The organism is Kribbella steppae, from assembly GCF_004342025.1.
In the GTDB taxonomy this organism is placed as follows: Bacteria; Actinomycetota; Actinomycetes; order Propionibacteriales; family Kribbellaceae; genus Kribbella; species Kribbella steppae.
On the sequence record NZ_SLWN01000005.1, the window covers coordinates 306,580 to 332,196 of the forward strand.

The 25,617-nt window shown below is 68.9% G+C and carries 28 protein-coding genes and 1 pseudogene; 7 read left to right on the plus strand and 22 right to left on the minus strand.

The features are described from left to right. Window positions 1-2: 2 nt before the first annotated feature. Window positions 3-1,229, minus strand: a complete 1,227-nt coding sequence (locus EV652_RS16295; protein ID WP_132209972.1) for an MFS transporter — start codon at window positions 1,227-1,229, stop codon at window positions 3-5. 58 nt (window positions 1,230-1,287) lie between these two features. Between EV652_RS16295 and EV652_RS16300 the strand changes: the two genes are divergently transcribed. The 4 genes from EV652_RS16300 (at window position 1,288) to EV652_RS16315 (ending at window position 3,947) form a co-directional block, all read left to right on the plus strand. After that, the gene (locus tag EV652_RS16300; protein WP_199238215.1) at window positions 1,288-1,854 is read left to right on the plus strand and encodes a winged helix-turn-helix domain-containing protein; all 567 of its coding nucleotides are present in this window, start codon (window positions 1,288-1,290) and stop codon (window positions 1,852-1,854) included. Between the two features lie 73 nt (window positions 1,855-1,927). Beyond that, window positions 1,928-2,374, plus strand: coding sequence for an NfeD family protein (locus EV652_RS16305; RefSeq protein ID WP_132209974.1), 447 nt, complete (start codon window positions 1,928-1,930; stop codon window positions 2,372-2,374). Beyond that, window positions 2,362-3,243 (plus strand): SPFH domain-containing protein, encoded by an 882-nt coding sequence (locus tag EV652_RS16310; protein ID WP_132209975.1) that lies wholly within the window; start codon window positions 2,362-2,364, stop codon window positions 3,241-3,243. The genes EV652_RS16305 and EV652_RS16310 overlap by 13 nt, the downstream gene beginning before the upstream one ends. A gap of 47 nt (window positions 3,244-3,290) precedes the next feature. Then, entirely contained in the window at window positions 3,291-3,947 is a 657-nt protein-coding gene (locus tag EV652_RS16315; RefSeq protein WP_132209976.1) for a DedA family protein, read from the plus strand. On the opposite strand, the gene EV652_RS16320 is transcribed toward EV652_RS16315, so the two are convergent. From EV652_RS16320 to EV652_RS16355, 8 genes are all read right to left on the minus strand, one after another. Further along, window positions 3,933-5,219 (minus strand): hypothetical protein, encoded by a 1,287-nt coding sequence (locus tag EV652_RS16320; RefSeq protein WP_242001836.1) that lies wholly within the window; start codon window positions 5,217-5,219, stop codon window positions 3,933-3,935. The two genes, EV652_RS16315 and EV652_RS16320, sit on opposite strands and share 15 nt — an antisense overlap. A gap of 102 nt (window positions 5,220-5,321) precedes the next feature. Beyond that, entirely contained in the window at window positions 5,322-6,755 is a 1,434-nt protein-coding gene (locus EV652_RS16325) for a multicopper oxidase family protein (protein ID WP_132209978.1), read from the minus strand. Between the two features lie 38 nt (window positions 6,756-6,793). Continuing rightward, window positions 6,794-7,249 (minus strand): hypothetical protein, encoded by a 456-nt coding sequence (locus EV652_RS16330; protein ID WP_132209979.1) that lies wholly within the window; start codon window positions 7,247-7,249, stop codon window positions 6,794-6,796. A gap of 100 nt (window positions 7,250-7,349) precedes the next feature. Further along, on the minus strand, window positions 7,350-8,111 hold the full coding sequence (locus EV652_RS16335) for a type III pantothenate kinase (protein ID WP_132209980.1): 762 nt from the start codon (window positions 8,109-8,111) through the stop codon (window positions 7,350-7,352). Further along, window positions 8,111-8,983: a carboxylating nicotinate-nucleotide diphosphorylase gene (nadC, locus tag EV652_RS16340; protein WP_132209981.1), complete on the minus strand. Its 873-nt coding sequence runs from the start codon at window positions 8,981-8,983 to the stop codon at window positions 8,111-8,113. Before nadC ends, EV652_RS16335 begins: the two co-directional genes overlap by 1 nt. Then, complete coding sequence (locus EV652_RS16345; protein WP_132209982.1) at window positions 8,976-10,640, minus strand: L-aspartate oxidase; 1,665 nt, start codon at window positions 10,638-10,640, stop codon at window positions 8,976-8,978. Before EV652_RS16345 ends, nadC begins: the two co-directional genes overlap by 8 nt. 22 nt (window positions 10,641-10,662) lie before the next feature. Further along, the gene (panC, locus tag EV652_RS16350) at window positions 10,663-11,490 is read right to left on the minus strand and encodes a pantoate--beta-alanine ligase (RefSeq protein WP_132209983.1); all 828 of its coding nucleotides are present in this window, start codon (window positions 11,488-11,490) and stop codon (window positions 10,663-10,665) included. Continuing rightward, window positions 11,487-12,344 (minus strand): Rossmann-like and DUF2520 domain-containing protein, encoded by an 858-nt coding sequence (locus EV652_RS16355; protein WP_132209984.1) that lies wholly within the window; start codon window positions 12,342-12,344, stop codon window positions 11,487-11,489. The genes panC and EV652_RS16355 overlap by 4 nt, the downstream gene beginning before the upstream one ends. Window positions 12,345-12,422: 78 nt before the next feature. Here EV652_RS16355 and EV652_RS16360 point away from each other — a divergent pair, with 78 nt between their 5' ends. Together EV652_RS16360 and EV652_RS45290 are read left to right on the plus strand one after the other, a co-directional pair. After that, window positions 12,423-12,974: a 2'-5' RNA ligase family protein gene (locus tag EV652_RS16360; RefSeq protein WP_132209985.1), complete on the plus strand. Its 552-nt coding sequence runs from the start codon at window positions 12,423-12,425 to the stop codon at window positions 12,972-12,974. A gap of 227 nt (window positions 12,975-13,201) precedes the next feature. After that, window positions 13,202-13,609: pseudogene (locus tag EV652_RS45290) on the plus strand (SAM-dependent methyltransferase); the annotation flags it as partial. A gap of 107 nt (window positions 13,610-13,716) precedes the next feature. Here EV652_RS45290 and EV652_RS16370 read toward each other — a convergent pair. Both EV652_RS16370 and EV652_RS16375 read right to left on the minus strand, forming a co-directional pair. Continuing rightward, window positions 13,717-15,171, minus strand: coding sequence for a PH domain-containing protein (locus EV652_RS16370; protein WP_132209987.1), 1,455 nt, complete (start codon window positions 15,169-15,171; stop codon window positions 13,717-13,719). Next, window positions 15,168-15,656 (minus strand): PH domain-containing protein, encoded by a 489-nt coding sequence (locus tag EV652_RS16375; protein WP_132209988.1) that lies wholly within the window; start codon window positions 15,654-15,656, stop codon window positions 15,168-15,170. The genes EV652_RS16370 and EV652_RS16375 overlap by 4 nt, the downstream gene beginning before the upstream one ends. Window positions 15,657-15,738: 82 nt before the next feature. Here EV652_RS16375 and EV652_RS16380 point away from each other — a divergent pair, with 82 nt between their 5' ends. Next, window positions 15,739-16,944, plus strand: a complete 1,206-nt coding sequence (locus tag EV652_RS16380) for an NADH-quinone oxidoreductase subunit D (RefSeq protein ID WP_132209989.1) — start codon at window positions 15,739-15,741, stop codon at window positions 16,942-16,944. A 4-nt stretch (window positions 16,945-16,948) separates the two neighbouring features. Here the strand turns inward: EV652_RS16380 and EV652_RS16385 are convergent, their stop codons facing one another. The 11 genes from EV652_RS16385 to ftsH all read right to left on the minus strand — a co-directional run bounded on the left by EV652_RS16385 (window position 16,949) and on the right by ftsH (window position 25,470). Next, window positions 16,949-17,731 (minus strand): inositol monophosphatase family protein, encoded by a 783-nt coding sequence (locus tag EV652_RS16385; protein ID WP_132209990.1) that lies wholly within the window; start codon window positions 17,729-17,731, stop codon window positions 16,949-16,951. Window positions 17,732-17,755: 24 nt separating this feature from the next. Next, window positions 17,756-18,154: a hypothetical protein gene (locus tag EV652_RS16390; RefSeq protein ID WP_132209991.1), complete on the minus strand. Its 399-nt coding sequence runs from the start codon at window positions 18,152-18,154 to the stop codon at window positions 17,756-17,758. Window positions 18,155-18,190: 36 nt separating this feature from the next. Then, window positions 18,191-18,631 carry a hypothetical protein gene (locus EV652_RS16395; protein ID WP_132209992.1) on the minus strand — a complete coding sequence of 147 codons (441 nt, stop codon included), beginning with the start codon at window positions 18,629-18,631 and terminating at the stop codon, window positions 18,191-18,193. Between the two features lie 11 nt (window positions 18,632-18,642). Further along, the gene (locus EV652_RS16400; RefSeq protein ID WP_242001809.1) at window positions 18,643-19,167 is read right to left on the minus strand and encodes a DUF3180 domain-containing protein; all 525 of its coding nucleotides are present in this window, start codon (window positions 19,165-19,167) and stop codon (window positions 18,643-18,645) included. Window positions 19,168-19,169: 2 nt separating this feature from the next. Further along, the gene (folK, locus tag EV652_RS16405; RefSeq protein ID WP_132209994.1) at window positions 19,170-19,727 is read right to left on the minus strand and encodes a 2-amino-4-hydroxy-6-hydroxymethyldihydropteridine diphosphokinase; all 558 of its coding nucleotides are present in this window, start codon (window positions 19,725-19,727) and stop codon (window positions 19,170-19,172) included. Next, a complete protein-coding gene (gene folB / locus EV652_RS16410) occupies window positions 19,724-20,113 on the minus strand; it encodes a dihydroneopterin aldolase (protein ID WP_132209995.1) in 390 nt (129 codons plus the stop codon). Before folB ends, folK begins: the two co-directional genes overlap by 4 nt. Beyond that, window positions 20,110-20,595 (minus strand): nuclear transport factor 2 family protein, encoded by a 486-nt coding sequence (locus tag EV652_RS16415; RefSeq protein ID WP_199238216.1) that lies wholly within the window; start codon window positions 20,593-20,595, stop codon window positions 20,110-20,112. Before EV652_RS16415 ends, folB begins: the two co-directional genes overlap by 4 nt. After that, window positions 20,592-21,389 carry a dihydropteroate synthase gene (folP, locus tag EV652_RS16420; RefSeq protein ID WP_132210237.1) on the minus strand — a complete coding sequence of 266 codons (798 nt, stop codon included), beginning with the start codon at window positions 21,387-21,389 and terminating at the stop codon, window positions 20,592-20,594. The genes EV652_RS16415 and folP overlap by 4 nt, the downstream gene beginning before the upstream one ends. A 110-nt stretch (window positions 21,390-21,499) precedes the next feature. Beyond that, the gene (locus EV652_RS16425; protein WP_132209996.1) at window positions 21,500-22,642 is read right to left on the minus strand and encodes a S1 family peptidase; all 1,143 of its coding nucleotides are present in this window, start codon (window positions 22,640-22,642) and stop codon (window positions 21,500-21,502) included. 129 nt (window positions 22,643-22,771) lie between these two features. Then, the gene (folE, locus tag EV652_RS16430) at window positions 22,772-23,344 is read right to left on the minus strand and encodes a GTP cyclohydrolase I FolE (protein WP_132209997.1); all 573 of its coding nucleotides are present in this window, start codon (window positions 23,342-23,344) and stop codon (window positions 22,772-22,774) included. A gap of 89 nt (window positions 23,345-23,433) precedes the next feature. Beyond that, complete coding sequence (gene ftsH / locus EV652_RS16435) at window positions 23,434-25,470, minus strand: ATP-dependent zinc metalloprotease FtsH (protein ID WP_132209998.1); 2,037 nt, start codon at window positions 25,468-25,470, stop codon at window positions 23,434-23,436. Window positions 25,471-25,617 lie beyond the last annotated feature (147 nt).

Here is a 25,617-nt window from a genome sequence, read left to right on the forward strand (position 1 = left end):
GGCTAGTGACTGAGCACCTTCTCAGCCGAATCCTTTGTCTCCAGGCCCTTGACACGCAGTACCGGTACGGCGACCGCCGCCGCCGCGACGACACAGGCCGCACCACACGCGACGAAGGTCATCCGGGTCCCGAGTACGGCGCCCAGGAAGCCGCCGAGCATGAGGGCGAACAGAGTGCAGGCCCGGGCTGTCCCATTGAGTGCCGCCACCACGCGGCCCCGGACCCTCTCCGCGGAGCGGGTGACCATGAGCGTGCTCACCGCGGCGTTCAGCACCCCGCTCCCGAACCCGACCACGGCGGACCCGATCACCAGCAGGACGACCCCGTCAGCGATGCCCATCAGCACACAGGCGATCCCGATAGCGGCCATCCCGATCAGCACGGCCCGGGACCGGGCCATGGTCCGCACCAGCCGTCCGGTGAGCCAGGCCCCCACGATCGCCCCGGCCCCCTGGACCGCCACCACCCAGCCGTACCCCGCCGCGTTGAGCCCGAGCTCGTCGGTGACCAGGAAGACCTCGACCACGTTGACGGCCTCACCGGCGAGGATGAACACCCACAGGCACGGCACCAGGATCCGGAGCAGCGAGTCACCGAAGATGCTGCGCAGACCGGCCATCATCCCGCCTCGCTCGCGGACGGCGCCGGGCTCGGGACGACGGCGCGTCGCGACGACCCGGGCGACGCCGGCCAGGACCAGGAAGGTCGTGGCGTCCACCAGGAGGGCGCCGCGGTCGCCCGACCAGCCGACCAGTACGCCGCCCACCGCCGAGCCGGCCAGTGTCGCCACACCGATCAGGGCCTGACTGGTCCCAGTCGTACGGCCGACAAGCTCCTCCCCCACGATCCGTGGAATCAGAGCACCCCAGGCGGGCCCGGCGACCGCCGTACCCAGTTGAAGCACACACACCAGCGCCAGGGTCTCGGCCAGGCCGTGACTGAAGGCCAGCCCGACCCCGGAGACCGCCTGCAGCAACGACGCGCAGACCAGGACGGTGCGCGAGTCGTAGCTGTCCACGATCCGGCCGGCGAACGGGATCATCACGACCGTCGGTACGGCGAAGGCCAGTAGTAGCGCGGTCATCGCGCCGGGACCGCCGTACTCGGAAACGCGCAGCATCAGGGCGATGAGGGCGACCGAGTCGCCCGCGTAGGAGAGCGCACGGGCCGGCAGCACCAGCCGGATGTCGCGGAACGACCAGATCGAAGTCTGAAGTGGTTGCTTCATAGTTATGAAGCTAATGCTTCACGTTTACCGGCGTCAAGGGATTCGCTACGCTGACGTCGTGGCCAAGAAGAAGCGCGTGGTGATCGACGACCCGCGGGCGATCCGCGCCCTGGCGCATCCGGCCCGGCAGCGGGTGATCGACGAGCTCTTCAACGGCAAGGTGCTGACCGCGACCGAGTGTGCGGAGCTGGCCGGCCTGACGCCGTCCGCGATGAGCTACCACCTGCGCGCGCTGGAACGCTGGGGCATCGTCGAGCGGGCCGAGGAGTCGGCCGACGGCCGGGAGCGGCCGTGGCGGGCGGCGGCCGGCAGCCTGATGATCTCGTCCCAGTCGAACGAAGCCGGCCGGCTGGCCAGCCAGGCGATCATCCGGTCGTCGGTGGACCGGGTGCTGGAGCAGTTCGAGCAGATGGCCGGCGACGACCCCTGGGACGACATCAGCTCGCTGAGCCGGTCCCGGCTGTGGTTGACCCACGAGGAGGCGAAGCAGTTCGGCCAGGAGTTGATCGACCTGGTCGACCGCTACAAGAAGGGCCGGACACCGGCCTCGCATCCGGCCGGTACCCGCCAGATCAGCACGCTGCTGGCCGTCGTACCGATGGGGAAGCCGCCACAAGAAAGCTGAACTGTTAGCTACCGAACCACGGATCCCGGGGTACCTTCGAAAGAGAGGTACTTTCCGCCACCGGGTGGTCGTCATGCAGTCCTGGTTCCTGTGGTTGATCCTCGCCGCCGCCCTCGGCACCGCCGAGTTGATGACGGCGACCCTTGATCTGCTCCTGCTCGCCGTCGCCGCGCTGGCCGCGGCCGGAGTGGCCGGCCTGGGGCTCGGGATCGGGCTGCAACTGCTCGCGTTCGCCGTCACCGCCGCCGCGATGATCACGCTCGTCCGGCCGGTGGCCCGCCGTCATCTGAACTCCCACCCGCAGTTGCGCACCGGCGTGGCCGCGCTGATCGGGCGCGAGGCCGTGGTGCTGCGCCAGGTCGGCCGCGAACCCGGCCGGGTCCGGATCGGCGGCGAGGAGTGGAGCGCGCGGTCCTACGACCCCGACATCGTCATCCCCGAAGGCACCACCGTCGACGTCTTCGCTATCGAAGGGGCTACCGCCCTCGTTCATCCCCGGGAGGATCCATGGCCGAACTGATCTTCGGGCTGGTGATCGCGCTACTGGCCGTCGCACTGGTGCTCCGAACCGTCCGGATCGTGCCGCAGGCGCGAGCCAGCAACGTCGAGCGCCTCGGCCGGTACCTGCGCACCCTCGAGCCCGGGCTGAACATCGTCATCCCGTTCATCGACCGGCCGCGGGCGTTGATCGACCTGCGCGAGCAGGTGATCTCGTTCGAGCCGCGTTCGGTGATCACCGAGGACAACCTGGTCGTCGACATCGACACGGTGCTGTACGTCCAGGTCACGGATCCCCGCGCCGCGGCGTACGAGATCCGTGACTACATCCAGGCGATCGAGCAACTCACCGTCACCACGTTGCGCAACGTCATCGGCAGCCTGGACCTGGAGAAGGTGCTGACGTCGCGCGAGCACATCAACTCCCAGCTCCGCGGGGTCCTGGACGAGGCGTCCGGCAAGTGGGGCATCCGGGTGAACCGGGTCGAGCTGAAGGCGATCGACCCGCCGCCGTCGATCAAGGAGTCGATGGAGAAGCAGATGCGGGCGGACCGGGAGAAGCGGGCCGCGATCCTGACCGCCGAGGGGCTGCGGCAGTCCCGGATCCTGACCGCCGAGGGCGACCGGCAGGCCGCGATCCTGCGGGCCGAGGGCCAGGCGAAGGCGATCGACACGGTGTTCGAGGCGATCCACCGCAACGACCCGGACCCGAAGCTGCTCGCGTACCAGTACCTGCAGATGCTGCCCGAGCTGGCCAAGGGCCCCGGCAACACGTTCTGGGTGATCCCGTCCGAAGTCACCTCGGCACTGCAGAACGTGACCAAGGCGTTCAACGGCATCACCACCCCAGAAGTCGCCAACGGCAAGAACCCTGAAATTACCCCGGACTGATGCCCTGAGCCCCTAAAACAGTTGTCCCCGGATGCCACCATGGAGACATGGGGGTACTGGGGCACGCGCTGGCGATCGTCGTTCCGACCGGTGGGATGGCGATCGTCGCCTATCTGGTCGTCGGGCTGGTCATCGGGATCGAAAGCATGGGGGTGCCGTTACCGGGTGAGACGACGCTGATCGCGGCCGCGCTGCTGGCCTCCCAGGGTCACCTGCACCTGGAGTTCGTGATCGGTGCGGCCGCGGCCGGTGCGATCATCGGCGACTCGATCGGCTACTACATCGGCCGCAAGGCCGGCCGCGGGCTGTTCGAGCGGCTCGGCCGCCGGTTCCACCACTTCTCCGAGGACCGGATCCTGCGCGCGGAGAAGTACTTCCAGCGGTACGGCGTCTGGACTGTCTTCTTCGGCCGGTTCGTCGCCCTGCTGCGGATCTTCGCGGGCCCGATGGCCGGCATGCTGCGGATGCCCTATCCGCAGTTCCTGGCCGCGAACGCGGGCGGCGGGATCGCCTGGGCGACCACGATCGGGATCGTCGCGTACAACATCGGCGACAACGCGGACAAGATCTTCGGCCAGCTGTCCATCTGGGCCCTGGTCGTGCTCGTGCTGGCGGCCGTCGCGGCGTACACCTACTACAAGATCCGCCGCAAGCACCGCGCCGTCCCCGAGCCGGTCGCTCAGCCGGAGTCAGCGGACGTTTAGCGGCAACAGCGGGGTGGTGGTGCCGCCCATCGGCCGGCCGAACATCATCGCGCCGGGGATGACGAACCGGTAGGCGAAGGCACCCGCCTGGGACGCCTTGAACAGCAGTGAGGCCTGCCCGTTGCGCAGCGGCACCGCCTTCAGGTTCACCCACTTCTTGGTCTGCCGGTTCCACGACTGCAGGATCGCGGTCGTGTTCATCGCCGGCTTGACCGTCGTGTAGACCAGCGTGTTGTCGCCGCGCCTCTTCGCCGGTCCGCCGACGAACCCGGCGGTCGCGACCCGGACCACGCTCTTCGTGTACGCCGGCCGGCTGCTCGAGGTACCGGTGAGGACGCCGACGCGGCTGTAGGCCGGCACGCTGATCTTGTACGGCCGGCTCGGGCCGTTGACCATCGGGATGTCGTAGTGCCCGCCGGCCGTCGTCGAACCGCGGGCCGCCGGCGTCCAGCGGGCACCCGGCGTGACCTGGGTCAGCACCACGACCGGTACGCCGGCCGGGGTGGCCCGCCGCTGAACGCACGGGGTCTCCGCCTCACAGACGACCTCCTGCATGACGACGCGACCACGGATGTGGACCGGCACACTGAACTGGGCCAGCGCGGGCACCGCCGCGTTGATCGAGCTGGTCAGGCCGAGCACCTCGCCGCCGATCCGGGCGCTCCACTCGTTCTGCGCCTGGAGCTGGAACAGGTACGGCGGCTGGAGGCTCTTGATCAGCTGCCGCGTCGACGTCGTCCCCGGACCGATCGGGCCCATCATGCCGCCGGGGCGCCCGACCATCGGGACGTAGCGCTGGGTCTTCGGCCCCTTCACGTCCATCGGGTCGTTCGGGGTGAAGTCCTGCGGCGCCACCGGCACCGACCACGTCATCAGCACACCCCGGCCCATCGGGGTCGCGCTGGCCGCACCCGGGCGGACCGGGCCGTCGGTGTCGAACACCTCCGAGCGCGCGAGCTTGCTGGTCACGCCGCCCTGCGACGTCCCCTTGGCCACCGCCACCCGGTAGTTGCCGTCGGGTGGGAACGCCGAGGTCGGGATCTCCCACGTGTTCGGCTCGCCGGCACCGACGTACTTCACGTACGACGGACTGCTGCTGAGCACCCCCTCGATGGTGATCCGGTTGGGGGCGTTGTCGTCCTTCCAGCTCACCTGGACCGCCGGCTGGCCGTCACCGGCCCACGCGACCGTCACGTCGGCGGGCATCGGGTCCGTCTGGCAGGCAGTCAGGGCAGTAGTGCCGAACAGCACCGCCAGCCCCACGGCGAGCATGCGCCGCACTCCGACCACCTCGTCTCAGCTGCCTCACAACCGACCGGGTGAACCATACCCATTACCTGGTACCCATCCTGTACAAGAGTTGCGGGATCGGTATCACTCAGGCTGGTTCTCGGCCGGGCCGCCGAGGTGGAACTTGGTGGTGACACCGCTGTACATGAGGTGGGTGACCAGGCCCTGGGCGGCGTGCGGCAGGTTGTGGCAGTGGTCCATCCAGATCCCGGGGTTGTCCGCGACGAACGCGACCTCATAGGCCTCGTTGTCCTCGACGTTGAGTGAATCGGTCCACCACTGGCTCCCGGTGGCGGCGACACCGTTGCGGCTCAGGACGACGACATGGTGACCGTGCAGGTGCATCGGGTGGACCTGGCCGGAGTTGTTCTTGATCGTCATCCGAACGACGTCGCCCTCGGTCACCATGAACATCGGTACGTCGGGGAACTGGTCTCCGTTGATCGTCCACCACAGCCCCGGGCGCCCGTCGAAGAACCCGGGCCGCCGGCCGATGTTGTACTGGAACACCCGGGTCGCCTTGGCCAGGTCGAGGCCGAGATCAGCCGGCTTCCCGTAGGTCAGCAGGTCGACCCGGTCACGTGGTTCAGCACCGGTCGGGGCATCGCCCTCACCGATCACCAGGGTCGTCGGCCCACCGCCCAGGCCGATCCGCACCGCAGACCCCTGCGGCATGGTCAGTTGCAGGTCGATCCGGCCGCCCGCGGTGACGAGCACGGACTTGTTGCTCACGTCCGGTGGCGCGTTCACCTCGGTCCCGTCCACGGCCACGATCCGGTACGACGCCCCGTCGACCCAGGCGAACCACGGGCCGTTGTCGGTGTTGATCAGCCGGACCCGGACCGTCGATCCAGGGGCAGCCACGCGCCGTTCGCCGTACCCGCCGTTGACCGTCCGCACCTTGTCGTAGGTGTGTACGGCGGCGACCACGTCGGCCGCGGTCGGTTCCACGATCAGTACGCCGTACAGGCCCTTCTTCACCTGTTCGTGGGAGACCTGGTGGGAGTGGTACCAGTACGTGCCGACGTCCTCGGCGACGAAGCGGTAGACATGCGACTGCCCGCGCTGGACCGCGTCCTGCGTGACACCGGCGACGCCGTCCTCGGCCGCGGGTACGTCGACACCGTGCCAGTGCAACGTGATTCCGTCGGGCACGGACTCGTTGTGCAGCGTCACCTGGATCAGATCGCCTTGTTGTGCGACGATCTCGGGCCCTGGCGAGGTGTGGTTCAGCGTGAAGCCGTCCATCGACCCACGGCCGGGGATCTCGAACTTCTCCTTGCGCGCAACGAGATCCACGGTCACATCCGGCGTGCCGGACGGACCCTTGAGTGTGCTGACGTCCGGACCGTCGTGGGAGTGCGTCGCGGGACCGCCGCCGTAGTCGGCGTACCCCATCTCCATCGGGGACAGGTCGCCGGGCACCAGGCTGCCCTGCCAGAACCACGCGATCGGCGCGAGCACGGCGATCGTCGCCAGCACCGCGATCACGGTACGGCGACGTGGCCGCCGGGCCATCAGCCGGCGGTCACGCGCGAGTCAATTGCCAATGGCATCTATCTGGCCGCTTCCGTCGGTTCCGCCGGCGACTCCGTCGGGGCCGCTGCCGGTGGGCTGGCGGCGGCCTTCCGAGCGGCCATGCCCGCCGCCCAGAGCAGCGCGAAGGCATTCAGACCGTGCAGCGCTCCCACCGCGGGTGCGCCGAAGAATGCGACGAAGGCCAGCGCAATCTGCAGCGCGACCAACCCGACCACGAGCAGGGCCCACTTGACCCCGCCTTCCACCCGGGCGAAGAACGACACGATCAGCAACAGCAGTGCGAGCAGCGGGATGATCATCATTCCGATCATTCCGTGCAGACTCTGGCCCAGGTTGAAATCGGTGTTCTTGTCGATCACCTGACCGTCGTCCATGTCCTTGATGGCGGTGAACCAGCCGAGTGCGACCGACATCGCCTGGACCACCACGCCGATCGCGATCAGACCGGCCAGTGCGCGATAAACAGACCTCATGCTTTCCCCCCACCCCGGAAGTCGTTCACCTCATAGTGATCCTGGCCACATCAGTGCACAAGAGGTTCTGCCCGATGGGGCAAATCTGACACTGGCGGGTCTAGTTGTTGCGGGCAAACGCCCGGTACAGACCGTGCAAGGTCAGTAGCGGTTCGTTGCGAACCGGCGTCGACAGCTGCTCGGCCAGCAAGGGTGCGAGCGCACCGGTGAGGACGACCGCGGTGGCGTCGTCCAGGGACTGCTCCGCGCGGATCCGGGTGACGAGTCCGTCGACCAGGGCCGCGAAACCGTGGATCGCCCCGGACTGCAGGGCTTCGACGGTGTTCTTCGCGACCACCGAGCGTGGCCGGACCAACTCGACCCGGCGCAACTGGGCCGCCGCGTTGCCGAGCGCATCGGTCGCCGTCTCGATGCCAGGGGCAATCACTCCGCCGATGAAGGCGCCGGCCGGATTGACCACGTCGATGGTGACCGCCGTACCGACATCGACGACGAGGCACGGAGCGCCGTACAGGTGGACCGCCGCGAGGGCGTTGGCGATCCGGTCGGTGCCGACCTCACGCGGGTTGTCCACCAGCACCGGCAGGCCGGTCTTCACGCCCGGCTCGACCACCACACTCGGTACGTCGTGGTAGTACCGCGCGACCACGTCGCGTAGCTCGTGCAATACGTGCGGTACGGCGGAGCACACCGCGATCCCGGACACCGGCGACTCCCCGGCCAGCAGTCCTTGGAGCAGCACCGCCCACTCGTCCGCCGTACGCCGGGGATCCGTGCCGACCCACCAATGCCGCTTGACCGTCCCCTCGAACACCAGGCCGACCAAGGTCCGGGTGTTCTCGACGGCGACGGCGAGCAGCATCAGGCGTCCTTGAGATTCAACGCAGTCTGCAGATCCAGGGCGATGTCGAGCACCGGCGCCGAGTGAGTCAACGCACCGACCGCGAGGTAGTCGACACCGGTCTCGGCCACGGCCCGGGCCTGATCCAGGGTCAGTCCGCCGGACGCTTCCAGCTTCGCGCGGCCGGCCACCTTCTCGACCGCCTCGCGCAGCAGCGGAATGTCCATGTTGTCCAGCAGGATCAGCTCGGCGCCGGACTCGACCGCGATCAGCGCGTCGTCGACCGAATCCACCTCGACCTCGACCGCGAGGTCCGGATACGCCTTGCGGACCAGCCGGAACGCGTCGGCGACCCCGCCGGCCGCGATCACGTGGTTGTCCTTGATCAGCGCCGCGTCGGACAGGCCCATCCGGTGGTTCTTGCCGCCGCCGCAGCGGACCGCGTACTTCTCCAACGACCGCAGCAACGGCATCGTCTTGCGGGTGTCCCGAATGACCGCGCCGGTGCCCTCGACCGCGTCCACCCAGCGACGGGTCAGCGTGGCCACGCCGGAGAGGTGGCACAGCAGGTTGAGCGTCGTGCGCTCGGCCGTCAGCAGCTGCCGCGTCTTGCCACGGATCGTCATCAGTACGTCGCCCTTACCGACGGTCGCACCGTCGGTGACGGAGTACTCGAGCTCGACCTCGTCCGGAGCCGCGACCAGCCGGACCACCAGCTCGGCGATCTCCAGGCCCGCGACCACACCGTCGGCCCGGGCCACCAGCTCCGCGACCGAGATCTGGTCCGCGTCGACGGTGGCTGTGGTGGTGACGTCCACGCCGCCGGCCAGATCCTCCTCGATCGTGGCCCGCACGAGGTCAGCGACCCATTGCCGGTCGACAGTCTCATCCATGCTGGGCATTCTCCTCGGTTCGGTGCGGAACGAACGTCGTCCGCGGAACGGCCAGATCGCCGTCTGCCGGCAACGTGAGGTCCAGATTGCCTGACCACTGCGCGTCGTCGCGATCGGGGTGGTCCTCACGCCAGTGCGAGCCGCGGCTCTCCTCGCGTGCGGTAGCCGCGGCGATGAGCGCGGACGCCACCGTGACCAGGTTGGTCGCCTCCCATCCCGGCGTACCCGGCTCACCGGCCGGCTGCTCGATCAGCTTGCCGAGTGCCGCACCCGCCTCGGACAGCCCGGTCGCACTCCGGATCACACCGGCCCCGACCGTCATGACCCGCTGCAGCTCCGGTACGACGTCCGCGTCGACCAGCCCGGGGACGCGGACGTCGTGGGCCGGCTCGCGCAACTCAGGCAGCCCGTTGGCCAGGTGGGCGGCGATGCGACCGGCGAAGACGAGGCCTTCGAGCAGGGAGTTCGACGCGAGCCGGTTGGCGCCGTGCACACCGGTGCAGGCGACCTCACCGCAGGCGAAGAGCCCAGGTATGGATGTCTGGCCGTGCAGGTCGGTCCACACACCGCCGGACGAGTAGTGGCAGGCGGGCGCGACCGGGATCAGCTCCCGAACCGGGTCGATACCGTGCGAACGGCAGGACGCCAGGATGGTGGGGAACCGGACCCGCCACTTCTCGTCGCCGAAGTGCCGGGCGTCGAGGTAGACGTGATCCTTGCCGGTGGCAAGCATCTGCCGCATGATCGCCTTCGCCACGATGTCTCGCGGCGCCAGGTCGGCCAGCTCGTGCTGACCCAGCATGAACCGGGTGCCCTCGTGGTCGACCAGGAACGCGCCCTCACCCCGAACAGCCTCGGACACCAACGGCTGCTGGCCTTTCGCGCTCTTGCCCAGCCACAGCACGGTCGGGTGGAACTGCACGAACTCCAGGTCGCGCACCTTCGCCCCGGCCCGCAACGCCAGCGCCATCCCGTCCCCCGTCGACACACTCGGATTGGTGGTCGCGGCGTACAACTGGCCGATTCCGCCGGAGGCGAGGATCACCGCGCGACTGCGGATCGCACCGACACCGTCCAGCTGGCCCTCGCCCATTACGTGCAGGGTGACTCCGGCGACGGCACCGTCCTCGGCGGTCAGCAGGTCGATGACCAGGGCGTGCTCGATCAGCCGGATGTCGGGGGCCCGCTTCACCGCGGCGACCAGCGCCCGCTCGATCTCAGCACCGGTCGCGTCCCCGCCCGCGTGCGCGATGCGGTTGCGGTGATGCCCGCCTTCTCGCGTCAGGGACAGATCTCCGTCGACGGTGTCGAACCGCGTACCCAGGTCGATCAGATCCCGGACGGCGTCCGGCCCTTCCGTCACCAGCGCCCGTACGGCGTCCGGATTGCAAAGCCCGGCGCCCGCGACGAGCGTGTCCTGCAAGTGGTCCTCGGGCGAGTCCTCCGGGCTGAGAGCGGCGGCGATCCCGCCCTGGGCCCATTGGGTCGAGCCGGAGGCGACGACGTCCTTCGTCACCACCAGCACGGAGCCGAGTTCACGGGCCTTGAGTGCGGCGGTCAGCCCGGCGATCCCGGATCCGATCACCACCACGTCGACGGTGTCGGTCCAGCCGGGTTCAGGCGCGGCCAGCCGCTGCGGGACAGCAGGTGCGGTCATTCGGTGACCGTATCAACCGATTTCACCGCAGCGTGATGGAAATGTTGTCAATGAGACGGGTGGTCCCGACGCGGGCGGCGATCAGCATCCGGGCCTCGCCGGGGCCGATCACCGGGCCGAGATCCGGTGCTCGCAGGGCGAGATAGTCGATCTTCACCGACGGCACCGCCTCGAGTTCCGCGTGGGCAGCGGCCATCACGGCGTCCGGACCGTTCATCCCGGCCTTCGCACCGGCGGTCAGCGCCCGGTAGAGCACCAAGGCTTCGTCACGCTCGGTCTCGTCGAGGTACCGGTTGCGTGAGGACAACGCGAGACCGTCCGCTTCACGCACGGTCGGCACCGGCACGATGTCGACGTCCCAGTCCAGATCGCACACCATCTCGCGGATCAGCGTGAGCTGCTGGTAATCCTTCTCGCCGAACAGCGCCAGGTCCGGCGCCGTCAGATGCAGCATCTTCGCGACCACGGTCAGCACGCCGGCGAAATGGCCCGGCCGGACCATGCCTTCCAGCTCGTCGGCCAGCGGGCCGGGATGCACGGTGATGGACGGCTCGTTCGGGTACAGCTCGTCGCGGGACGGGTTGAAGACCAGATCGACGCCTTCGTTCTTGGCGATCGCCAGGTCGCTGGCCAGCGTGCGCGGATAGCGGTCGAAGTCCTCGGCCGGCCCGAACTGCAGCGGGTTCACGAAGATGGTCAGGACGACGCTGCCGTCCGGACCGACGCGTTCCCGGGCCTCGGCGAGCAGGGCCGCGTGCCCGTCGTGCAGGGCACCCATCGTCATCACGACCGCTCGCGGCCGGATCGCCGCCGCCGCCCGCAGTTCGGCCTTCGTCTGGGTGAGTCTCATCGCGGTGCCTCCCCTGTCCGATACCGCTCGCCTGGTTCCCCGTCCAGCACCTGGTCGAATCGGGCCACGGTGTCCGGGTCCAGCCGTCCGTCCGCCGCGGCCAACTCCACCGTCGCCCGGGCCAGTTCGGCGTACGTGCTCGCCGTCCGGTCCCGCAGTCCGGCCAGGTGTGCTGCCACCGTGTCGACATCCCCCCGGGCAATCGGCCCGGTGAGCGCATGATGACCGGATCGCAGCGTGTTGTCGAGGGTTGCGGTCACGAGTGGCCCGAGTGTCGCGGCCGGATCCGCCACACCGGCCTCCCGCAGTACGGCGAGTGCCTGCGTAAGCAACGTTGTCAGGTGATTCGCGCCGTGCACGAGACCTGCGTGGTAGTGCGCACGCTGCTCCTCGTCGACCCACTGCACCTGTGCGCCGAGCGTCTTCACCAGCCGCTCGACCATCTCCCTGGCCTCGTCCGGCGCGGTCGCCGTGAACATGACGCCCTCCAGGCTCACCGCACCGCCAGGGAACGTCATCGCCGGGTGCAGAGCGACTGGGGTGGCTTCTGTGGCTGCCAGTGGCTTGAGTCCGTGCGCTCCGGACAGGTGCACGACGTACTGGCCGCTGGTGAGTGGGAGAGCTTGAGCGACCTGCTGGATCAGGTCGTCCGGTACGGCGACCAGGACCACGTCGGCGCGGGTGGTGACCTCGTCGACGGTCAGCACCGGTACATGCGGAAGGAGCCGGGCGGCGCGTTCGCGTGACGCGCTCGACCGGGCGGTGACTCCGACCAGGGGATGTCCGGCGGCCGCCAAGGCTGCTCCCAGGGCGGTTCCGGCCCGGCCGGCTCCGATCAAGCCGATCCGTTCCATGCTCACTCTCTTCGTTCCAGTCCCGCACGGGGTACCAGACGATCTACTAGTCAGCCTAGGTGATGAGAGCATGCCGTGGTGAGCGATGCATGGGCTGCGCGTACCGGTTTGACCGCGATTCTGATCACAGTGCCTGAGTTGGCGGACTTCACCCACCGTTGGCGATCGGTATCCCGGTCGACGGCGCGTCCCCACGTCCCATTGACCGAGTTGATCCCGCCACACATCACGGTGCTGGTCCCTTGGGTCGGCGAGCCGACGTCGGACGACGTACGACGGCTGAAAGAGGCTGTGGCGTCGCACGAGCCGTTCGAGCTGAGCTTCCAGACAATTGGTCAGTTCCCGAACGGTACGGCGTGGCTGAAGCCGGAACCGTTCGACGCTGTGTGTTCGCTACTGGTCTCGGTCTACGAGGCGTTCCCGGAGTGCCCGCCGTACGGTGGCGAGTTCCCGGACCCGCATCCGCACCTGACCATCTCTTCGGCCACGGAGGGCGCTCCGGCCGTTGTTGCCGAGGCGACCGAGGCTCTTGCTGCCACACCGGCTCCCACGGTCCAGCTGACCGAGTTGGGGCTGTGGCGTGAGGGTGGGGACGGGGTCTGGCGGCAGTTCGACGCCGTTCAGCTGTGACCACCTTTCGCGAGGGCTGGGAGACGGCGCTCTACGGGCCTGACGGGTTCTACCGGCGGGAGCGGCCGGCTGCACACTTCCGGACCTCTGTGCACGCTTCCGCGTTGTTCGGACGGGCGGTGGCGCGACTGGCTCGTGCGGTGGGCACCTCGGAGGTTGTGGACATCGGGGCGGGTTCGGGCGAACTGGGCGACATTCTGCGGGCTGAGGGCTTGGCGGTCGTCGAGGTGGAGTTGGACGACGAGTTGCCGTCGTCGATCGCGGGACTGGCAATCGCCAACGAGTGGCTGGACAACGTGCCGTGTGACGTCGCCGAGCTCGACGAGGACGGCGTACCGCGGTATCTGCTGGCCGACCTGTCCCTCGGTGAAGTTGTCTCGGGCAACGATCTGCGCTGGCTCGAGGAGTGGTGGCCTTTGCAGGAGCCGGGTGATCGGGCGGAGATCGGCAGGGCACGCGATCTGGCCTGGGCCTCGGTTGTCGAGCGGCTTGCCGAGGGTGGAGTGGCAGTGGCGATCGACTACGGGCATGTGCGTGCTGGTCGGCCGCCGTACGGGACTGTGACCGGCTTCCGGGCCGGCCGCGAGTGTGACCCGGTGCTGGACGGTTCTTGCGACGTCACTGCGCACGTAGCGCTGGACTCGCTCGGTGGCTCCCTCGTGCTGCAGCGGGACGCCTTGCGGGCGCTGGGAGTGAGTGCGGCCCGTCCGAGCCTCGAGCTGGCTCAGACGGAACCTCTGCGCTACGTGGCCGAGCTGTCGTCGGCCGGTGAGGCTGCGGAGCTGCTGGACCCTTCTGGGCTTGGCGGATTCGGCTGGGTGTGGACAGCAGCCGGCGAAGCGGCCGTACGACGTGCTTCGCGTGCTCTGACCGACTGAGCCTCCAGGAGCTGTGCGGCCTCGAACTGATCGCGGTGCAAGGCGATGGCGTCGGTCGGACCGAGTGGTGTGTCCACGTGCACGTTGGCCAGGCCCAGACGCCGCTGGAGCGGTCCCTGCTCCAGTCGCACCGACTGGGTCTTGTGGTGCAGGACGATCGACGTACGACGGCTGACCCAGCCTCGCGTGGTGACGAGTACCTGCTCGTCGTGGCCGTACGAGAGGTAGCGCCAGCCGATCGGGCGCAGCCGCTTGGCCCGCTCCGGTGCCCGGTGCATCTCGATGCGGGAGAGGTCCAGCCCCTGCAGGATGCGGGCCAGCACGAAGGCCACCTCGCCGCGGTCTCCGACCGGCAGGAGCTGCGCACCCTCGCGGTCGTCCTCCCCCTCGGACGGATTGCCCGCCACACCGGCGATGTCCAGCTCGACACGGGCCCAGCCGATCAGCCGCCAGATGATCGGCTCGGTGATCAGCAGGCCCTGCACGCGACCAGGCGGCACAGTCTGCCGCTGGACGTCGAACAGGCCGCGCTTGGTCCGGAGCCCGTGGTCGGTCTCCGACAGGGTGAAGCCGTGGTTGCCGACGACCTGCTTCCAGATCGGCTGCACCACACCGAGCAGCAGCGGTACAGCGGCGAACAGACCGATGTGGAACTCGAGCACGGTGGCAGCTGCGATCAGCCAGATGAGAGCACCGGCGCTGGCGAGCACTGTGGAGGACAGCAGGGTCGCACCGAGCAGGCGGGTCGTCGCAACCACCAGGATCGGCTCCGGCGCGGGCTGCTGAGCGGCGTGCTCGACGGCCTGCTCGCCCTTGGCCCGCACCAGCAGGATGGTGCGGAGCTTGACGGCTTCGTCGTAGTTGAAATAGCTCAGCTTGCCGTCGCTCTTGCCACCGCCGGCCACGTCCATCCGCAGCTCAGCCATCCCGAACAGGCGAGCGACGAACGGCTGGGCGACGTCGATCGCCTGGATCCGGTCGAACCGGATGATCCGTGTCCGGCGGAACAGGAACCCGCTGTCCACCCGGATCGCGTCGTCGGTCAGCTGCCACTTGGTGAACCACCAGGACAGCGCGCCGAGCAGGATCCCACCGACGAGAACGGCGATCAGCCCGAGCCCGGCCAGGGTCAGGTTGCTGCGCAGGCTCTCGTTGTTCACCATCGCGATCGCCGCGACGACGAAGTACCCCCAGCCCTTCACGAACGGCGTCAGCGGGTGCAGCCGCGCCCCCGCCTGTTCCACGGGCGACTGGACAGGTGGGGTCTGCTGCGCGGTCTGCTGCCCGGCGTCGGACGGTCCGGGCGTCGGCTCAGTCACAGGCCCCACGCCTGGGCCTGGCCGAGAGCGGAGAGGCGGTCCCGCAGGCGGCTCGCCTCGTCCGGGTGCAGACCGGGAATCTTCGCGTCGGTCGCCGGGGTCGCGGTGTGCAGTTCCACCGTCGCGATCCCGAACGCCCGCTCCAGCGGGCCGGCCGCCACATCGACGAACTGCATGCGGCCGTACGGAACCACCACCAGTTCACGGAACATGATCCCGTGGCTGACCAGCAGCTCGTCCTCGCGCTCGGCGTACTTCCAGGACCGCTGGTTCCGCCCGATCAGCAGCCACGACCAGCCGAATCCGGCCGCGAACACGAGCAGCGCGAGCGCGCCGTACACCCAGCTCAGCGTCAGGCCCAGGATCAGCAGGGCCACCAGGCCGAGCACACCGAACATGATCCCCGCGTTCAGCCGGCGGACCGATGCCAGCTTCGGCGAGACCGGCGTCCAGTTGACATCCGAAGGTGCGAAGAGGTCGTCCACAGACCAAGCCTGTCACGCCAGTGGTCATCTCCGCTGTCACGGTAGTGTGCCGGAAGTGCCCAGTGTGCGGGAGACTGACGGTATGAGCACGGAACGAGTGGTGGGAATCGGCGCCGGGGCCGCCGGGTTCGACCCGCTGTACGAGCGGGGCGGGACCGGGAGCGGCTCGGAGCTGGCGACCACCGACATGGTGCTCAACATCGGCCCGCAGCACCCGGCCACCCACGGCGTGCTCCGGCTGCGGCTGACCCTGGACGGCGAGCGGATCATCGGCTGCGAGCCGATCGTCGGCTACATGCACCGCGGCGCGGAGAAGCTGTTCGAGGTCCGCGACTACCGGCAGATCATCGTGCTGGCGAACCGGCACGACTGGCTGTCCGCGTTCAGCAACGAGCTCGGCGTGGTCCTCGCGGTCGAGCGGATGATGGGCCTGGAGGTCCCGGTCCGCGCGATCTGGTTGCGGACCCTGCTGGCCGAGCTGAACCGGATGCTGAACCACCTGATGTTCCTCGGGTCCTACCCGCTCGAGCTCGGCGCGATCACGCCGGTCTTCTACGCCTTCCGCGAGCGCGAGACCCTCCAGGCGGTGATGGAGGAGCTGTCCGGCGGCCGGATGCACTACATGTTCAACCGCGTCGGCGGCCTCAAGGAGGACCTGCCGTACGGCTGGCTCGGTCGCGCGTCGGCCGCCTCGGCCGCGGTCCGCAAGCGACTGCCGGATGTCGAAGACCTTGTCATCGGCAACGAGATCTTCCGGGCCCGCACCGTCGGCGTCGGCAGGCTGTCCCCCGAGCTGATCGCGCAGTACGGCGTCTCCGGCCCGATCGCCCGGGCCTCCGGCGTGGACGCCGACCTCCGCCGCGACGAGCCCTACCTCGCGTACGACGAGTTGCAGCGCGACGGCGTACTCCGGGTCATCACCCGGCCGGAGGGCGACTGCTTCGCCCGGTTCTGGGTGCTGCTCGAGCAGGTGAAGGTCTCACTCGACCTGGTCGACGCCTGTATCGACAAGCTGTCCGCGATGCCGGCCGGGCCGGTGAACGTGCGGCTGCCGAAGATCCTCAAGGTCCCGGAGGGGCAGACCTACGCCTGGACCGAGAACCCCCTCGGCATCAACGGCTACTACCTGGTCTCCCGCGGCGACAAGACCCCGTGGCGGCTCAAGCTCCGCTCGGCCAGCTTCAACAACATCTCCGCGCTGCCCGCATTGCTCCCCGGCACCGTCATCCCCGACATGATCGCCATCCTCGGCAGCATGTTCTTCGTCGTCGGCGACATCGACAAGTAGCGGCTCAGCCGGTCGCCTGGCCGATCAGGTCCAGCAGGGGCTCGCGGATTCCGGCCGAGACGGCAAAGGTGCCGCGCGACTCGGGCGCGTGCTCCGAGCCGTCGAGGTCCAGGACGACGACGCCGGCCTCGCGGGCGATCGCCACCCCGGCCATCGTGTCCCACGGCTTGTTCGAGAACATCACCATCGCGTCGAAGTGGCCCGCCGCGGTCCAGGTCAGCGCGGTGGCCGCCGTACCGATCATCCGGATGCGTTGCACCCGCGGGTAGAGCAGCTCGGTCAGCCGCAGCCGGACCGCGTTCTGGGCGGCTGCCTCCGGGCCGACCGCATAGTCGCCCACGGCAACCAACGCGTCGGTCAGGTCCGTGCATTCGCTGCCCCGGATCGGCTGCCCGTTGCAGGTCGCGCCGAGGCCTTCCGCGGCGGCGTACCTCGTCCCGAGCGCGGGGTGGTCGATGACACCGGCCACCGCCCGTCCTTCATGGATCAGCCCGAGCGAGATCCCCCACAGCGGCACTCCGTGGACGAAGTTCACCGTCCCGTCGATCGGGTCGAGCACCCACCGGGTCCCGTCGGTCGCGCCGCCCTCCTCCTCGCCCAGCACGCCGATGTCAGGGGTCTCCCGCTCCAGGAACGCCCGGACCTCACGCTCCACCGCGAAGTCCACCTCGGATGCCATGTCCCGATCGCCCTTGGACGTCAGCACCCCCGGCGCCCGGGTGTCGGTCACCGTCCTCCCCTGATCGACAGCGGCTTCGGCGACTTTCAGCAGTTCGGCGATATCCACAGGTCCGAACTTACGCGACGCGGCTCAAGCCGTGTCGGGTGTGCCCGGCCGGCGGCGCCAGGATCGGATCGCCGTGACGGCACCGGCGGCGAGGACGCCCGCGGCGGCGGCCTGGCCGACCTTGCGGCGGCAGCCGACGTTCTTGCACTCGGGAACCGGGTACGGCTGGCCGGGATTCAGCTCGTGCGTCTCATCGGCCGACACGTAGGCGGTGGTCGCCGGGAAGTCCCAGCCGTCGGGGTTCAGCAGTCTGTACCAGTACGCGTCCTCCCAGGCCTTCAGCCGGCACGTCACGTTCACCGAGGGTGACTCGAACGGTGTCGGCCCGAGCTGCCCGATCGGCAGATGATCCTGGTTGTAGACCGTGACATGCCCGTTCGGGTCGTTCATCGTCACGGCCGGGAAATTCGCGTCCAGCCCCATGTGTATCCCCTCCCACACCGCAGTATGGACGTGGACTCAGGAAGCGGCCAGACCTCGCAGCTTGAGGTCGACGACGGTGGGGGCGTCGGCCTGGGAGTGTTTGTCGCCGGCGGCAACGACCGTGGCGACCTCCTCGTCGATCTTGTCCAGCCGCTGGTCGATCTTGTCCAGCCGGCGCTGCATCAGGTCGACGAACTCGGCGTTCTCGACCACGCGGGCGCTGGTGATCCGGGAGTACTCCTGGGCCACCTGGGCCCGTTCCTCGGAATGGGCGAGGCGTTCGACCAGCAACTGGTGGCGGACCAGCAGCGAGGCACCGACGGCGACCAGTACGGCGGCGACGGCGGCCGCACGCAGGATCCATGCGTTCTGCGAGAACAGGGCGATGGACACGCCCAGGCAGACGATGACCAGCAGAGAATTGGCGACGGCGAGAACTGTGGCCCTGGTACGACGGCGGTTACCCCTTGAGCCCATGGACCGACATGTTAGGGGGTCTCGTCGGGGTCCTCGGGAATACGACACGCGCGTTCGAGCAACAATCCGGCCGTGACGACCAGCACAGAGACCACCGCCGCGGCACCGGCCATGATCACACGGTTGCGGGGCCCGGACGAGCTCACCGCTTCCAGGAAGGATAACGCGAACCCTGCGTAAACACCGGCGCACAACGCGCCGACGAACGCACTGGCCTTCCCGATCAGCAGCAGGAACACCGCCCGCGCCGGCTCGACCCGTTCCCGCCGTACCTGGATCCGCTGATGGGTATTGCGGGCCGCGGCGAACAGCAGCGCGGCCAGGAACGTCCAGGCGACCAGCGTCAGCCAGGACACCGCGGGCGCGACCCCGCCGCCGGACTCGATCGCCTGCACCATGGTCAGGCCGACCGCCGCCCCGAGGACGCCGATCGCCACCAGTAGCCAGCGCGAGGTCGGCCGGACCGACCCCGGGCGCGGCGGCTTCTTACCGTGCTCGTTGCCGGGCGCCCGGCCGGGCTCGGGACCGCCGGACACCACTACTGCAACTCGATGTCGAGCTTGGTCACACCGGCCGAGCCGACCTTCGCCAGCAACTCGGCCACCGGACCGCGCCCGGGCAGCACCGCGTCCGGCTCGATGTCGAGCCAGGGCGCCAGCACGAACGCACGCTCGTGCGCCCGCGGGTGCGGAACGGTCAGCTCATCGGACTCGATCGTCTTCTGCCCGTAAGTGATCAGGTCGACGTCCAGCGTCCGCGGCGCGCCCGGCACGCTGCGCTCCCGGCCGAACGCCTGCTCGACCGCGTGCGCCCGATCCAGCAGCATGTCGACCGGCAGGGTGGAGTCGGCCAGCAGCACGATGTTCAGGTACGGGCCGGACTCGTCCGGACCGCCCACCGGGTCGGTCTCGTAGACCGGCGAGACCTCGACCACCACGACGTCCGGCGTATCCCGCAGCGCATCGACCGCGCCCTGCAGATTGGCCTCACGATCGCCGAGATTGCTGCCGAGCGACAGGATCACCTGGCGGATCGGTTTCAGACCGCCGCTCAGGGTGTCCGCGTCGATGACGTGGGGACTAGGGGTCTCAGTCACGAGGATTCTCCGGCTCTGCGCTGCACGGTCAGGACAACGTCGTCGAACGGCACCGTGATCGGTGCCGAAGGTTTGTGGATGGTCACCGCGGTCGCTGTCACCCGCCGGTCGGCGAGGCACAGGTCGGCGATGCGCTGGGCGAGGGTCTCGATCAGGTCCACCGGGTCGTTCTCGATCGCCTGGTGCACCCGCTCGGCCACCACCCCGTAGTTCACGGTGTCGGCCAGGTCGTCGGAGGCCGCGGCGGGCCGGGTGTCCAGCTCCAGCCGGACGTCCACGACGAACTCCTGTCCGTCGGCCCGCTCGTGCTCGAACACCCCGTGGCGCCCGAAGCCGCGGATGCCACGGATCTCGATCACGTCAGGAGAAAGCACGGGACCACTCATTCCGCCTCCTCCTGTTGGCCCCCAGACGACAGTACCGGGGAGGCATGGTGGATCCACAACCGCCAGCCGGAGGAAGTTCTGCGGAAGACGTTCGTGGCCAGTGCCTTGCCACCGGCGAATCCCTCCTCGGGAGCACCCTCGCCGGAGGACAGGACATTCTCCGTACACGTGACGTATGCCACGTCTTCATCCACGCGGACCTGGACATCGGTCAGGAAGAACTGGATGTACGGCGTGTTGGCGAAGATCATCGCCCAGGCCCGCATCATCTCCGGGTACCCGTAGATCGCGGCGTTCCCCGGATGGATGCAGACCGGGTCCGGGTCCGGCAGCCAGACCGCTGCCATCAGGTCCAGGTCGCCGGCCTCGAACGCGTTGTAGAACGCGGTGTTGGCGGTCAGCACGACGTCCTCCACCGTGGCACCGCGCGCAGCACCCTCACCTCCGGTGCCCTGCCGCGGACCGCCGGGTCCGTCCGTCATACCGTTCCCCATCTCTTCGCCACCCGGACCGCGTCCGCGCTCGGTGCCACCGCATGGGCCCGGACACACCAGGCTCCCGCGGCGGCGGCCAGGGCGGAAACAGCCGCGCTCGCTTCGTCTCGTCGTACGGCCGGTCTGGGTTCGCCGGTCTGCTCGTCGGCGAGCAGCCTACCGAGGAACGCCTTGCGGGACGCACCGATCAGTAACGGTCTTTCCAGTACGGCGAATTCCCGCAACCGGCGCAGGATCTCCCAGTTGTGGTCCGCGTTCTTCGCGAAACCGAGTCCCGGGTCGAGTGCGACCCGGCTCAGGTCGATGCCGGCCGACCGCATCGCCTCGATCCGTTCGCCCAGTTCGGCGATCACTTCGGCGACCACGTCGTCGTACTCGGCCTTGTTCTGCATGTCGATCGAATGCCCGCGCCAGTGCATGCAGACATAAGGCGTACGACGCTCGGCCACCAGCGCATGCATGTCGGGATCGGCCTGGCCACCGGAGACGTCGTTGATCATCACCGCACCGGCGTCGAGGGCGAGGGCCGCGACTCCGGCGCGCATGGTGTCGACCGAGATCAGCGCACCGTCGGCCGCGAGCGCCTCGATCACCGGCAGCACCCGGCGGGTCTCCTCCTCGGGTGCGGGTCGCTCAGCCCCGGGCCGGGTCGACTCCCCGCCGACGTCCAGGAGGTCGGCCCCTTCGGCCAGCAGCTCCCGCCCGTGCTTGATCGCCGCGGCCGGCTCGAACCACTCGCCACCGTCCGAGAACGAGTCCGGCGTCACGTTGACGACACCCATCACGAGACACCGGTCCACCACCGGCAGCCCGTCGACGTGACGCCAAGCCTCAGTTCCCACCCACACACCGTAGTAGCCCCCACCTACACACCGGGAGCCACCCGCAGCGGTTAGTTGCTGAGGACCAGCCGGGACTTGGTGGATTTGAGGGCTTCGGCGACCGGTTGGGCGTAGGACTCGTTGGTCTGGCCGTACTTCTCCAGGCACTGGCCGTTGATCAACGCGGCCCCGCTGGTGATGCCCTGGGCGTAGTTGCCGGTCATGTTCGCGCCGCCGGAGTCACCGGCCTCGACACAGGCGGAGTGCTGGAACAACCCGCGGACGACCTTGTTGCTGCCGTAGTTCACGGTCACATTCCGCGCGACGATCCTCCCGCAGGTCCAGCCGGTGCTCTTCCCCGACTTGCACAGCGTCGACCCGACGGTGGCGTTCGCGATCCCCTTCACCGCGACGTTCCCGGCACCCCAGCCCTCGATGTACCCCTGCTGGTCCCAGCCCTCAATCACGCCGACCGTGCCGAAGTCGTTGCCCGGGAAACTCGACGTCCGGGTGTTGCCGAGGACGTACCCGTTCCGGGAGAACGACGGCTTGCCGGCCGTGCAGTGGCCGGCGGTGAGGAAGATCCGGGTGCCCTTGGTCGTCCGGGCGTTGAACCCGAGCGAGCACACGTACCCGGTGTTCTTGTCCACCTGGACCCCGCCGCGCAGGCTGAAGTCGTCGGCGGTGGTGGTCACCCGGCCGGCCACGGTCCGGATCGTCACCTGGTCGCCGTTCGCCTTGGCCCGCTCGAGGAACCGCTCGGTGATCGCGTCCCGCGCGCCCTTCGGCACGGTGACGACCACGGTGCCGGAGATGGGGTCGACGTACCAGGACCGGACCTTGCCCGCGCTCGAGCCGGCGGCCAGGCGGTTCAGCTCGGCCTGTACGGCGTTCAGCTGGTCGGCGGTGAAGCGGACGAGCTTCGGGATCGCGCCGGCCTGGCGGACCAACTGGGCGGTGGACAGGTCGGACACCGCGACCACCAGTTTCCCGGCGTCGTCGTAGTAGCTGCCGACCGCTTTCGATCCGAGCTCCGACTCGAGTCCGTCCGCCACCAGCGACGACTTGTCCGTCACCTGGTCGACCGGGCCCGCTTGAGCGGTCTTTCGCTCGCTGCGCGACTCGGCGTTGGCCCAGTTCGCCGCGACCAACCCGGCCGCCGTCAGGACGACGACTCCGGCGAATGCGGCGCCGACCCGGTAACGCGCTGACATCTGTCCTCCTCACGCCGGTGCCAGGTCCCCGTCGACCACGCACCACTACGGAACGTAAACGCTCAGCGACAGAATGTCCACAGACATCGGCTCTCAAACGTCAACGAATCGACGGCGCCGAGGCTACGGTCAGCCGACGATCAGGCTCATCGCCTCGGCCCGGGTGACCGGGTTGCGGAGCTGGCCGCGGACGGCGGAGGTGATGGTCTTGGCGCCGGGTTTGCGGACGCCGCGCATGGTCATGCACAGGTGCTCGCATTCGATCACCACGATCACGCCGCGCGGCTCCAGCAGCTCGAGCAGCGAGTCCGCGACCTGGGTGGTGAGGCGTTCCTGCACCTGCGGGCGCTTCGCGTACACGTCCACCAGCCGGGCGAGCTTCGAGAGGCCCGTGATCCGGCCCTCGCGGCTCGGGATGTAGCCGACGTGGGCGACGCCGGTGAACGGCACCAGATGGTGTTCGCACAGGCTCCAGACCTCGATGTCCTTCACCAGGACCATCTCGTCATGACCGATGTCGAACGTGGTGGTGAGCACGTCCTCGGCTCGCTGGCCCAGTCCGCCGGTCATCTCGGCGTACGAGCGCGCCACCCGGGCCGGAGTGTCCTTGAGCCCGTCGCGGTCGGGATCCTCCCCGATCGCGATCAGCAGCTCGCGGACCGCCCGCTCCGCCCGGGCATGGTCGAACTTCGGCGACGTCATCCGGCCACTCTAGACAGCACCCCGCACCGGCAACGGCGAACGCCGCCGCCCTGGTGGGCGACGGCGTTCGCTGAGCTGATGTCTGGGGCTCAGTCCTTCGGCGACGGCGGGGTCGGGCCGCTGCCGTAGGTCGGCGGGTTGATGGCCTCGTCCGGGCCGACCGAACCGCCGGGCAGGACGTCGGACAGCGAGCCGTTCTGCTCCGCGCGCGTCGGCACCGGCATCACAGGCGGCTGGTCCGACGGCACCCGGGTGGACGAGCCGGTCCAGGCCGGCCGCCGCTCCCGCTTCTCCACCGGAGCGAAGACCCGGGCGATCTCGTGCTTGTCGAGGGTCTCCTTCTCCAGCAGCTCCTCGACCAGGTGGTCCAGCACTGCGCGGTTCTCGACCAGGATGTCGAACGCCTCCTGGTGCGCGTTCAGGATCAGCTTGCCGACCTCCTCGTCGACCGCGGCGGCGATCTCCTCGGAGTAGTTCCGCTGGCTGCCGATGTCGCGGCCCAGGAACGGCTCACTGCTGTCCTGGCCGAACTTGATCGCGCCGAGCCGCTCGGTCATGCCGTACTGCGTGACCATCGCACGGGCCAGCGCGGTCGCCTTCTCGATGTCGTTGCTGGCGCCGGTGGTCGGGTCGTGGAAGACCATCTCCTCGGCCGCACGGCCACCGAGCATGTAGGCGAGCTTGTCCAGCATCTCGGACCGGGTGGTCGAGTACTTGTCCTCGTCCGGCATCACCATCGTGTAGCCGAGCGCCCGGCCACGCGGCAGGATCGTCACCTTCTGCACCGGGTCGGAGTGCGGCAGCGCGGCGGCGACCAGGGCGTGCCCGCCCTCGTGGTACGCCGTCAGCACCTTCTCCTTGTCCGACATCAGCCGGCTGCGGCGCTGCGGACCGGCGATGACCCGGTCGATCGCCTCGTCCAGCCCGCGGTTGTCGATCACCTGCTGGTTGTTCCGCGCGGTGAGCAGGGCGGCCTCGTTCAGCACGTTGGCCAGGTCCGCACCGGTGAAGCCCGGCGTACGGCGGGCGACCGCGGTCAGGTCCACGTCCGGCGCCATCGGCTTGCCGCGCGCGTGCACCCTCAGGATCTGCTCGCGACCGGGCAGGTCCGGCGCGTCGACGGCGATCTGCCGGTCGAACCGGCCGGGCCGCAGCAGCGCCGGGTCGAGGACGTCGGGCCGGTTGGTGGCCGCGATCAGGATCACACCGCCGCGGACGTCGAAGCCGTCCATCTCGACCAGCAACTGGTTCAGGGTCTGCTCGCGCTCGTCGTGGCCACCGCCGAGGCCCGCACCACGGTGCCGGCCGACGGCGTCGATCTCGTCGATGAACACGATCGCCGGGGCGTTCGTCTTGGCCTGCTCGAACAGGTCGCGGACCCGGGAGGCGCCGACACCGACGAACATCTCGACGAAGTCCGAACCGGAGATCGAGTAGAACGGCACGCCGGCCTCACCGGCGACCGCACGGGCCAGCAGGGTCTTGCCGGTACCGGGCTGGCCGTAGAGCAGCACGCCCTTGGGGATCTTCGCCCCGACCGCCTGGAACTTGCCCGGCTCCTGCAGGAACTCCTTGATCTCGCCGAGCTCCTCGATCGCCTCGTCACAGCCGGCCACGTCCGCGAAGGTGGTCTTCGGGGTGTCCTTGGTGATCAGCTTGGCCTTCGACTTGGCGAAGCTCATCACCCGCGAGCCGCCGCCCTGCATCGAGTTCATCAAGAAGATGAAGACGACCGCGATCAGCAGGAACGGGATCAGCGTGGAGAACACCTGACCGATGAAGCTCGGCTTCGGGTTCTCGACGTCGTACCGCTCGATCTTCTTGTCGTCGAACAGTTTCTGGATCGACTGGCCGAGGGTGTTGGCCTGGCCGTCGACCCAGTGCGCCCGGACCTTGGTGCCGTCGGTCTTCTCGACCCGGATCTCCTGGTCGGGGTCGATCAGCGTCACCGACTTGATCGTCTTGTCCGACGAGCTGGTGGCCTGCTGGATCAGCTGCACGACCTGCCCGGTCGGCTCGGTCTTGTACCCGGTCGAGCCGGTCAGGAGCTGTCCGATCACCAGAACGCCCAGGAAGGCGACGACGATCCAGAACAGGGGTCCGCGGAAGATGCGCTTCACGTCCATGATCGAGGCCTACGCCCCGTCCCTCCTAGCTCGGCAGGCCCGGGTATGCGGGCTTGAGACGGTAACACCAGTCCAAGTGTCTCGTGCCGGGCAAGCCTGCCCACCACGAGGGTCACCCAAGGGACGGTAGAGCCAGTTGTACAGGCT